Source organism: Vibrio sp., from assembly GCF_038138445.1.
Taxonomy (GTDB): domain Bacteria; phylum Pseudomonadota; class Gammaproteobacteria; order Enterobacterales; family Vibrionaceae; genus Vibrio.
Genome location: NZ_JAYQDQ010000003.1, coordinates 143,033 through 154,673 on the forward strand (window position 1 = coordinate 143,033; position 11,641 = coordinate 154,673).

8 protein-coding genes are annotated in these 11,641 nt (G+C 43.6%); 3 read left to right on the forward strand and 5 right to left on the reverse strand.

All coding sequences use genetic code 11. The features are described 5' to 3' along the window. Positions 1-8 precede the first annotated feature (8 nt). The 4 genes from AAFM34_RS02280 to typA form a co-directional block, all read right to left on the reverse strand. Positions 9-836 carry an ATP-binding cassette domain-containing protein gene (locus AAFM34_RS02280; protein WP_341659545.1) on the reverse strand — a complete coding sequence of 276 codons (828 nt, stop codon included), beginning with the start codon at positions 834-836 and terminating at the stop codon, positions 9-11. Next, positions 836-1,765 (reverse strand): ABC transporter ATP-binding protein, encoded by a 930-nt coding sequence (locus AAFM34_RS02285; protein WP_341659547.1) that lies wholly within the window; start codon positions 1,763-1,765, stop codon positions 836-838. The genes AAFM34_RS02280 and AAFM34_RS02285 overlap by 1 nt, the downstream gene beginning before the upstream one ends. 15 nt (positions 1,766-1,780) lie before the next feature. Then, entirely contained in the window at positions 1,781-3,457 is a 1,677-nt protein-coding gene (locus AAFM34_RS02290) for a peptide ABC transporter substrate-binding protein (protein ID WP_341659549.1), read from the reverse strand. Positions 3,458-3,791: 334 nt separating this feature from the next. Continuing rightward, on the reverse strand, positions 3,792-5,621 hold the full coding sequence (typA, locus tag AAFM34_RS02295) for a translational GTPase TypA (RefSeq protein ID WP_239172567.1): 1,830 nt from the start codon (positions 5,619-5,621) through the stop codon (positions 3,792-3,794). Positions 5,622-6,104: 483 nt separating this feature from the next. Here typA and glnA point away from each other — a divergent pair, with 483 nt between their 5' ends. The 3 genes from glnA (at position 6,105) to glnG (ending at position 10,180) form a co-directional block, all read left to right on the forward strand. Next, the gene (glnA, locus tag AAFM34_RS02300; RefSeq protein ID WP_341659552.1) at positions 6,105-7,514 is read left to right on the forward strand and encodes a glutamate--ammonia ligase; all 1,410 of its coding nucleotides are present in this window, start codon (positions 6,105-6,107) and stop codon (positions 7,512-7,514) included. A gap of 178 nt (positions 7,515-7,692) precedes the next feature. Further along, the gene (gene glnL / locus AAFM34_RS02305; protein WP_341659554.1) at positions 7,693-8,748 is read left to right on the forward strand and encodes a nitrogen regulation protein NR(II); all 1,056 of its coding nucleotides are present in this window, start codon (positions 7,693-7,695) and stop codon (positions 8,746-8,748) included. Positions 8,749-8,776: 28 nt separating this feature from the next. Further along, entirely contained in the window at positions 8,777-10,180 is a 1,404-nt protein-coding gene (gene glnG / locus AAFM34_RS02310; RefSeq protein WP_341659556.1) for a nitrogen regulation protein NR(I), read from the forward strand. A 420-nt stretch (positions 10,181-10,600) separates the two neighbouring features. On the opposite strand, the gene AAFM34_RS02315 is transcribed toward glnG, so the two are convergent. Continuing rightward, positions 10,601-11,344, reverse strand: a complete 744-nt coding sequence (locus tag AAFM34_RS02315) for an ester cyclase (protein ID WP_341659558.1) — start codon at positions 11,342-11,344, stop codon at positions 10,601-10,603. Between the last annotated feature and the right edge of the window lie 297 nt (positions 11,345-11,641).

The window sequence follows — 11,641 nt, forward strand, 5'->3', positions numbered from 1 at the left end:
TGTTACTTTCATGCTGATTTTCTCTCGGTCTGATTACGACGCCTTACATTACCGATATCAGGCACTGCATTAAGTAGCTCTTGGCTATAGGGGTGCTTCGGATGTGCGAAAAAGCTCGCCTTATCCGCTTGCTCGACAATCTCACCATTTTTCATCACGATAACTTCGTCAGCCAAGTGGTATACCACTGCCATATCATGACTAATGAAGAAAAAGGCGATTCCATGTTCCTCTTGCAGATCTTTAAATAAGTTCAAGATTTGAGATTGTACCGATACATCCAGAGCAGAGAGTGGTTCATCAGCAATAATAAGCTCTGGCTTTAACATCAGGGCTCGTGCAATTGCAATACGCTGCCTCTGACCTCCTGAAAACTCATGAGGGTATCGAGTGAGCACATCTTCATGCATCCCAACCCACTCTAACACTTCCAAAGCACGCTCTCGCTGAGAGTGTCGATGACCAATTTTATTAACTTTCATTGGCTCAATTAAAGAGTCTAAAATCGGCATTCTTGGGTTAAGCGCAGAGTAAGGGTCTTGAAATACCAAACCTATCCGTTGACGTATTGGTCTTTGCTGCTTAGAACTCAGGCGCGACACTTCTTGGCCGGCTATGTAAATCTCGCCCGATGCAGGTCTATCTAGCATGCTGACCATCCTACCCAAGGTGGACTTTCCAGATCCAGACTCTCCAACCACAGCCAAGGTCTTACCTACTTCTAGGCTAAGGGAAACGTTTTTGGTCACATGCAAGTATTTAGGTTTTTGCCCAAACACAGAGCCAGCCTCAAGCACATAATACTTGTGCAAATTATTAACTTTTAATAGCGCCATCAATACCCCCTCACCATTTTCTCATTACGCTGCTTCGCCAGTTGGGTATAATGGTCGAAAAGCTCAGGGCATCGATCACGGAATGTATAATTGTCACCCCGCTGGTCAAGAGGTGGAACACTCCCCGGTATCGCTGGCAAACGTTTAATATCAACACCGACTCGCGGTATGGTATCGAGCAATGCCTGGGTATAGGGGTGTTGTGGATTATCAAAAATATCATTCACATCCGCAATTTCGACTACTTGCCCTGCATACATCACCATAACGCGATCAGAAATTTGCGACACCACACCAAGTGAATGACTGATAAATTGGATAGCAGTACCCGTGGTCTCTCTTAGCTCTTCGAGCAAATCAAGGACTTGGGCTTGGACTGTCACATCCAATGCTGTGGTTGGCTCATCAGCAATCAATACTTTAGGTTTGCAGGCAAGTGCCATGGCAATCATGACTCGCTGACGCATACCACCAGACAGCTCATGAGGAAATGCTTTCGCTCTCTTTTCCGGATAGGGTATATGTACTTGCCTTAGCATTTCTATTGCCCGGTTCATGGCTTCAGCTTTAGATACGCCTTCATGAACCAAAAACATTTCCGCCACTTGTTCACCAACGGTAACAACAGGGTTAAGCGCCGTCATTGGCTCTTGGAAAATCATACCTATGCCTTCGCCACGAATGTGCTGATAGCGTTTCTCACTCATACCTACTAGGTTTTCACCGGCAAATAGAATCTCACCCGACAGTGTCAGCTTTTTATCTAAAAGCCCCATAACCGCAAGTGAAGTCAGTGATTTTCCACAACCTGACTCACCCACTACACCTAAAATCTCACCAGCATGAATTTGATAGCTGATCTCTTTCACCGCAAGGTGTGGCCCCAAAGCCACACTCATATTACGAACGTCTAATACTACTTCATTCATAGACATACCAACCGCTTAATTGGCCCGAGCCCAGTTTTCAGCCCAGAAGCTCGAATAATACTGATGCCCTGTCGGTTCAACACCAACAAGCCACTTGGGATAGATATAGCTCTCAGAGCGATAGAAAAGGGGAAGGGCCGGTAAGTCAGTAGCATAAAGGTTCTGCAAGCTCTTCCACAACGCCTTGCGCTTTTCTGCATCCACCTCAGCTTCAATTTGGTCAATCAAACCATCCATTTTAGCACTTGAGTAGCCCGCATAATTTTGCCCAGACCAACCATTCTCTTTGCTAGGTATATGTTCAGAATGCAATACTGTATTGGGTAAGCCTTCTGGTGAGCTTGACCAAGCAAACATAGCTAAACCTTTATGTTTGCGCTCATTAAGAGTTGTGCCAAAGTAAACTCGCGCAGGTTGGTTATTAATCACCACTTTAATACCGACTTTCTTCCATTGACCTTGAGCAAATTGCTGGACCAACTCACGGGTTTTATTACCAGCCGTGGTCATAAACTCTAGCTCTAATGGCTGACCATTTTTCATCTGTATGCCGTTAACCAGTTTATAGCCAGCCTCTTTAAGCAGCTGTTTAGCCTTCTCTGGATCATAGTTATAGAAAGGCGTATTAGGGTCAAATGTAGAATCTAGAGGATTGACGCTTGTCGTTGCTACAGGTTGCTTGCCCTGAAATAGCTTTTGCGTCAACAGTTCGCGATCAAGGCCGTAAAGCAGTGCTTGACGCACTCTAACATCACTTAGATGAGGGTTATCTAGCTGTATGTCTAGGTGCTCATACAAAGCGGCTGGTCGAATATCTACATTAAATTTACTGCCATAGCGTTTATCAAACTGTAGTGCCTGATCTAACGTCAAACCAAGCTCGCCCGGAATATAGTCAATATCGCCAGAGAGCAGATTGGCCTGCAGGGCCTGAGTATCTGTAATGGTTTTTATGGTAATGTTTTCAAAGTGAGGCGCTTTACCTTTCCAATATGGATTGCTGGCAAGCTTTATAAACTGACCTTGCTTGGCTTGCTCAATAATATAAGGTCCGTTATACAAACTAGGATTAGTTTGCTCAGTCACATACTTGGTTTTAAGATGATACTCTTTAGGATTAGCTTTAAAGATAGGCTCTTCAAGATGACGAGGAAGAACCTTTGGCCTTAGGCTAGAGTTGTATTCGTACGTGATCCTATCGATGTACATCTCAACCGTATAGTCATCAATCACATCCATCTTTTCAATTTGCCGAACCAATGATAACTCAGGGTTGCCTTGAACATCTGACGATGTCGCCACTTGATGCCAGAAGGCAAGATCTTGGCTGGTGACTGGTGTACCGTCGCCCCAGAACAAATCTTTTTTCAGGCGAATGGTCATTTTTATCCCTTGCTGGCTTTCTCCTGGTTTAGCGTTTGGTCGGTCAATAATGCTAGCCAAGCCATTTTCAAAGGTAGGAACCTGCTCACATAGGTAGCAGGTTAATTGCCAGTTTTGGTCAAAACCAATGGAGTCGCGCTGAGTAAAACCGCGAATATAAGTTTTAGCTACAGCACTGTCTATTGCTGGGTGAAGGGTTGCTGGATACTGAGAGACACCAATGGTTAATGAATCTTCAGCGGAAATAGCGGAAGTACTCAGTAGTGCTGCGCTGCAAAATGTCGCTAAAAGGGTCTTGTTGAGTTTCATACGATCTCCATATCGAAAATACTCTCAGAGTCTTCTTTATCAATCGCTTAATGCCCTGAGATTGAGATAAACCATGATGCGCAGTGCCGTAAACAAATAGGGGGTTTGAAAATTCATCTCGAAAGAGGTTTTAACCAATAAGAACCATTATTTGCTCGTTGTACGTACGCTACGATCCATGTATGCGAGCAAATAATATGCATTAATTGCTCGATCAACTCAAGCATATGATATTTATTGTAAAAATAATTGAGTGCGGATTATTTGTGGAATTAGGGTATAAAAAAGCCCCACTGAAAGGCTTCAGTAGGGCTTAGAAAAGAGTTCGGAGAGACTATTTCGCGTTACGAGCTTCTCGCTTACGATCGCTTTCTGTAAGGAACTTCTTACGAATACGGATACTTTCTGGCGTCACTTCAACTAGCTCATCATCATCGATAAACTCAAGTGCTTGCTCTAGTGTCATAATGATTGGCGGCGTAAGAACCTGAGCATCATCAGTACCAGAGGCACGAACGTTGGTTAGCTGCTTACCCTTAAGCGCGTTAACCGTCAAATCGTTGTCTCGGCTATGAATACCAATCACCATACCCTCGTATACTTCCACACCATGACCGATGAACATACGACCACGCTCTTGTAGGTTAAACAGCGCGTTAGTCAGAGCTTTACCCGCCGCATTGGCAATTAATACACCGTTAATACGCTGACCTATGTTGCCACCCTTGTGTGGACCATAGTGATCAAAAGTATGATAAAGAAGACCAGAACCAGACGTTAAGGTCATAAACTCAGTTTGGAAACCGATCAAGCCACGCGATGGCATAACAAAGTCCATACGTACTCGACCTTTACCATCAGGTGACATGTCTTTCAGCTCACCTTTACGCAAGCCAATGTTTTCCATGATGCCGCCTTGGTGCTCTTCCATAACATCAATAGTTACGGTTTCAAACGGTTCCATTAGCTGACCGTCTTCTTCCTTGATAATAACTTCAGGGCGAGATACCGCGAGTTCAAAACCTTCACGGCGCATGTTCTCAATCAAGATAGATAGATGAAGCTCACCACGACCAGAAACGCGGAATTTGTCTGGATCGTCTGTCTGTTCAACGCGCAGTGCCACATTATGTACTAGCTCTTTTTCAAGACGCTCAAGGATATTACGTGAGGTAACAAACTTACCTTCTTTACCTGCAAATGGAGAGGTATTGACTTGGAAAGTCATGGTAACCGTTGGCTCATCAACCGACAGTGCAGGCAAAGCTTCAACCGCGTTTTGCGCACAAATAGTATCTGAAATCTTAAGCTCACCAAGGCCTGTAATAGCGATGATATCACCAGCATTGGCTTGATCGACTTCATGGCGATCTAAACCAAGGTAGCCCATGACAGTGCCCACTTTACCATTACGCGTCTTACCATCGGCACTAACTACCGTCACTTGCTGGTTTGGTTTGACGCTACCACGCGTAACACGTGCCACACCAATTACACCAACGTAAGAGCTGTAATCAAGCTGAGACACCTGCATTTGAAGCGGGCCATCTAAGTCAACTTGAGGCGCAGCCACTTCTTCAACGATAGTTTGAAATAGTGGTTCCATATCATCGCCAGTTTCACCTTCTTCGAGTGAAGCCCAGCCATTTAATGCAGAGGCGTACACCACTTTAAAGTCTAGCTGCTCATCGGTGGCACCTAAGTTGTCAAACAGATCGAAGACTTGGTCCATTACCCAGTCAGGACGAGCACCAGGACGGTCAATCTTGTTGATAACGACAATAGGTTTAAGGCCATGTGCAAACGCTTTTTGAGTAACAAAACGAGTCTGCGGCATAGGACCATCAACCGCATCAACAATCAGTAGCACTGAATCTACCATTGACATAATGCGCTCTACTTCACCACCGAAGTCTGCGTGTCCAGGAGTATCGACGATATTGATACGGTAGTCATTCCAGTTAATCGCGGTATTTTTCGCAAGAATGGTAATACCACGTTCTTTCTCGATATCGTTCGAGTCCATGACTCGCTCTTCTGCCTCGCCGCGAGACTCTAGGGTTCCGGATTGCTGCAGCAGTTTATCAACCAGCGTGGTTTTACCGTGGTCAACGTGCGCAATAATCGCGATATTTCTTAAATTATCAATCTGTGGAGTAGCCATGGACCTTGATTCACTTATAAAGGAAGCAACCCTCTTAAATCGTACATTTAACGAGCACTGCTTATTTGATTAAAAAAACGACCGTAATGTACCAGATTTTAGCGAAAAACCCAGAAATATGTGATCTGATACATTAGTTTTCTTCGCAACCCATGCGAAAAAAACACCTATCTCTCTACCAATCCACCATTACTCGTTGACATGAGTGGTATTTATAAGCCCAATGAAATAATCTTGGACTTCTAGAAATACACATCATTTTAGCGCACCAATATGGTGCAAATGGAGCCCATATCGGTGCAAAGTTTTGCACCAAAACAAGGAGATTATTTATAATATACTGATTTTAAAAGATAAAAAAACATGGCATGGTACTAGCTTGTGTAGAGTCAGCATCGATTAATACCAATGAAATTAATCAATGCTGGATTTGTTTATTTAATCGAGCTATTACCGCTTTAATAACACTGGAGGTTATCCAAGATGTCAGTTGAAAATGTTCTGTCGCTGATCCAAGAGAATGAAGTTAAGTTTGTGGATCTACGTTTTACCGACACTAAAGGGAAGGAGCAACATATCTCCATCCCAGCCCACCAAATCGATGCCGACTTCTTCGAAGAAGGTAAAATGTTCGATGGTTCTTCCGTTGCAGGCTGGAAAGGTATCAACGAATCAGACATGGTGATGATGCCAGACGCGTCATCTGCCGTCCTTGATCCATTTACTGAAGATGCCACTCTCAACATCCGTTGTGATATCCTCGAACCAGCTACCATGCAGGGTTACGACAGAGACCCTCGCTCAATTGCAAAACGCGCAGAAGACTTCATGCGCTCTACCGGCATTGCCGATACTGTTTTAATCGGTCCTGAGCCAGAATTCTTCCTATTTGACGACGTCAAATTTTCAACCAACATGTCAGGTTCATTCTTCAAGATTGATGATGTTGAAGCTGCGTGGAACACAGGCTCTGATTACGAAGAAGGCAACAAAGGCCACCGCCCTGGCGTTAAAGGTGGGTACTTCCCTGTAGCTCCCGTCGACTCATCTCAAGACATCCGCTCTGCGATGTGTCTTATCATGGAAGAGATGGGGCTTGTGGTAGAAGCTCATCACCACGAAGTTGCCACAGCAGGACAAAACGAGATCGCGACTCGCTTTAACACGCTTACATCGAAAGCCGATGAAATCCAAGTTTATAAGTACGTAGTACACAATGTTGCTCACGCCTTTGGCAAGACAGCGACATTCATGCCTAAGCCATTAGTGGGTGATAACGGCAGTGGTATGCACGTTCACCAGTCTCTAGCAAAAGACGGCGTCAACCTGTTTGCAGGTGACAAGTACGGCGGCCTTTCTGACACCGCGCTTTACTACATTGGTGGTATCATCAAACACGCTCGCGCTATTAACGCCTTTGCTAATGCATCCACTAACTCGTACAAACGCTTAGTTCCTGGTTTTGAAGCACCTGTAATGCTCGCTTATTCAGCTCGAAATCGAAGCGCTTCGATTCGTATTCCAGTCGTACCAAGCCCTAAAGCAAGACGTATTGAAGTTCGTTTCGGCGATCCATCAGCAAACCCATACTTATGCTTTGCTGCAATGCTTATGGCTGGCCTTGATGGAATTAAGAATAAGATTCACCCAGGCGAAGCTATGGATAAGGATCTCTACGACCTGCCTGCTGAAGAAGCTGCAGAGATCCCAACCGTTGCATACTCGCTAAAAGACGCGCTTGATTCACTCGATCAAGATCGTGAGTTCTTAACAACTGGCGGTGTGTTCTCTGATGACTTTATCGATTCTTATATCGGCCTTAAGTCGCAAGATGTTGCACAGGTCAACATGACCACTCATCCACTTGAGTTTGAACTTTATTACTCTGTGTGATTCATTGTTGAATCAGTAGTTAAAATAGGCTCACAAGTACGTGGGCCTTTTTTCTATCAAGCTTTGACTGTGGGAAAACAAACTTTTTGCTTCGCTTAGCAGCATAATTAATCCATACTAAGTTATTGCACCAATTTGGTGCGAAATTTGATAGTGTTATCATGGACGAGGATCAGATGTGAATAGTGAGCTAAATAGCATCATACTCAGTCACCAAACGACGGCTGTGATTATCATTGACGAGTATTTTCAAATTCAATATGTGAATGCTGCCGCCGAACAGCTATTTACTCATAGTGCTAAGCGTATCACCGAGCAAAAGCTAACCAACCTAGTGCAAAATCCATCAATTGATTTAGATTGGCTATTACGACCAATTCAAACAGGTCAAAGCATGACAGACAGTAACTGCACATTAATAATCGATGACAGGCCGCTGATTCTAGAGGTGACTACCAGTCCAATCACCTGGCACAAGCAATTGCTGCTTCTGGTTGAGCTAAGAAAAGTAGAAGAGCAGCGTCGCTTATCACAAGAGATCCATCAACACACACAGCAGCAAGCTGCCAAGCTTTTAGTGAGAGGACTGGCTCACGAGATAAAAAACCCTCTTGGCGGTCTTCGCGGCGCGGCGCAGCTTTTAGAGCGAATGCTCCCCGATCCTTCAATGGTCGAATACACCCAAATCATTATTGAGCAAGCAGATAGGTTAAGAGTACTGGTTGACAGGCTGCTAGGGCCACAAAGACCAGGGGAAAAGAAATGCCAAAATCTACATCTTATCCTAGAAAAAGTGCGTCAGTTAGTCGAACTAGATACCGAGCCACATATAAAAATTGAACGAGACTATGACCCTAGTCTGCCTGAATTCATGCTTGATTCAGACCAAATAGAGCAAGCAATGTTGAATATTATCAGTAACGCAGGTCAGATCTTACAAGACCAACCTCATGGTCAGATCCTCATACGCACTCGAACGGCGCACCAAGTCAATATACATGGTCAAAACTATAAGCTGGCAGCAAAAATCGATATCCTAGATAACGGTCCGGGAGTGCCCGAAAATCTGCAAGATACTCTGTTCTATCCAATGGTCAGTGGCAGAGAGGGGGGCACTGGCCTTGGGCTCTCCATCGCCCAAAACCTAATAGATCAACACCAAGGGAAAATTGACTTAGAAAGCTGGCCAGGTCACACAAAATTTACCATCTATCTACCAATTTCGATTACATGAATAGTATTACTGAAAGGATGAGTACCCTATGAGTAAAGGATACGTCTGGGTTGTCGATGATGATAGCTCTATTCGCTGGGTATTAGAAAAGACCCTCTCAGCAGCGAATATAAAGTGCGAGACGTTTGCCGAAGCAGAAAGTGTTTTAGTGGCTTTAGAGCGCGAAACGCCAGACGTTTTAGTATCAGATATTCGTATGCCAGGTATTGATGGAATGGATTTATTACAGCGTGTTAACCAAGGTTATCCCAACTTACCTGTTATCATAATGACCGCCCATTCAGACCTAGATGCCGCAGTTAATTCCTATAAAAAGGGGGCTTTTGACTATTTGCCTAAACCATTTGATGTCGACGAAACGCTCAATCTGGTAGAAAGAGCATTGGCTCACAATCAAGAGCAGAAACAGTCTCAAAGCTTAAACCAAACCAATAGCAACAATACTCCAGAAATCATAGGTGAAGCGCCGGCAATGCAAGAGGTCTTTCGCGCTATTGGCAAGCTCTCACGCTCGTCAATTTCTGTGCTTATCAATGGAGAGTCTGGTACTGGTAAAGAGCTGGTCGCTAAAGCGCTTCACAGGCATAGCCCGAGAGCCTCTAAGCCTTTTATCGCACTTAATATGGCTGCTATACCAAAAGATCTCATAGAGTCTGAGTTATTTGGCCATGAAAAAGGCGCCTTTACTGGTGCTGCTAGTATACGCCAGGGGCGTTTTGAGCAAGCTAACCGTGGCACGTTATTTCTCGATGAGATTGGTGACATGCCACTTGATATTCAAACTCGCTTATTGCGCGTATTATCCGATGGACAGTTCTACCGAGTTGGTGGCCACTCACCAATACAAGTCGACGTGCGCATAATAGCCGCGACACATCAACATTTAGAAAATTTGGTCAATGAAGGTGACTTTCGAGAAGATTTATTCCATCGACTCAACGTGATACGTGTGCATATTCCAGCACTGCGTGAGCGAAAAAAAGATATCGAGAAGCTTACCTTACACTTTTTATCCGAAGCCGCTAAAGAGCTTGAAGTGGATGCTAAAACGCTTCACTCGTCCACAATTCAGGCTCTAAGTAGCCTCAATTGGCCGGGCAATGTTAGACAACTCGAAAATACCTGTCGCTGGCTGACTGTTATGGCAAGCGGAGGAGAAATCTTACCTTCAGATCTCCCTACTGAGCTCTTTACCACAGTCGAAGGTTCAAGTGATAAAGCCTCGACCAGTTGGCAAAGTCAATTGGCGGTTTGGGCCAAAAGCTCACTATCAGAGGGAGGTACCGAAATCCTCACCAAAGCGTTACCTGAATTTGAACGAATTCTGCTGGAAGCGGCTCTTGAACATACCAGAGGTCACAAGCAAGACGCTGCGAAAGTGTTGGGTTGGGGGAGAAATACCCTAACAAGAAAACTCAAAGAACTTTATTAGTCAAAAAAACCCCGTAACTAAATAGTCCCGGGGTACAAACCAATTGGCTTATGGCTTCATAACAGGGCTCTATCAAGAACCCTGAGATATACCGTCTCCGAAAAAAGCATATCTAGCCAATAAAAAGCGTGTTGAACTTGTGTCGTTCCCATCCCACTTCCTAATAGCGGCTACCATAACATAGTTGTCCTCAAAAAATGACCACAAACCATAATATGAAACTATATTTTGTGATATCACACACTATAGTTACAACCATCACCAAAGAAATAAGTTATTTAAATACCCCACAATTAGTTAAACTGGGTGATTACACCAGTGGCAATATAAGCTTAACTTTCTGTTACTGAGACTTTTCAGTTGAGGGACCAGTTAATAATTGTTCAGCACGAGCCCTAAATAGGTGATAAAACACAGTAATTACATATGTGTATCAAAATAAGAACTATATTTTTTAGGGTCGGTCGAATGAAGCTTTTCTAGCCCAATGTGTATTAAGAGTTCTAATATGTGGTTTGACATCGCCCAATCAAAAATATCTTTTCGAGAGGTCAAGCCAAGGGTCGGTAGTATCCTCTCGATATGGGTTCTGAAGGTGGTGTATTTGATATTGAGCTTCGATAAGATGAGCGTATTATCACAACGCAAACAATTGAGTGCGAGACAATCTATTTGTCTTTTTGTCAAACTGAGCCCTAGGATATGATTGAGCCTAATGTAAATATCATCACTGACATTTTCGACAACAATAGGAGTATGTGACGATATCTGCTCTATAACCGCACCGATTTGGACATCAGCGCTGTAAGTTTGTATTCTTCCATCAAACATGACAAGCTCTGTCGTTCCTGAGTACTGAATTGGCTTTCCAGTTGGAGAGAAGCCAAAAAACTCACCTAAATGATTCCCCTCGACTTCCCACTCAATATCCACTTTATCATTGGAAATATTAAACTTTTTCTCGCGATAGGAAAGATTGGGAAATCCCCTAAACCAAACGGAAAATGCATTAGTGAGCGTATCTACCCCTACACTCTGTTTTAGAGGTGACTTTACCAGAATTTGATGCGACAAAAATTCATCCAAACCTTCCTGAACACGTTCTAGCCAAACATGCTCCATAAAATTTCTCGCTAAGCGAGCATTTGGATCTCGATGTTTCATACTTTTTGCAACATATTTTATTTTCTATTTAACGGAATAGGAATGGGTTAAATATCAAAATGGATTGAAGACAATAAGCTTATTGTTCCATATATCTAACTTAAATGGTAACTATGAAGTATTATGAAGTTGCTTGAAATGTAAAAATAAATAGACCGAATGGTTTACTTTAAGATCCAAACAAAAGGAATTTTAGACAAAGTAATTAAGAAAAAAGCCGCTGTAAAAACAGCGGCTTTTAGATGTGGCGGAGAGATAGGGATTTGAACCCTAGATACGCTATTAACGTATGCCGGT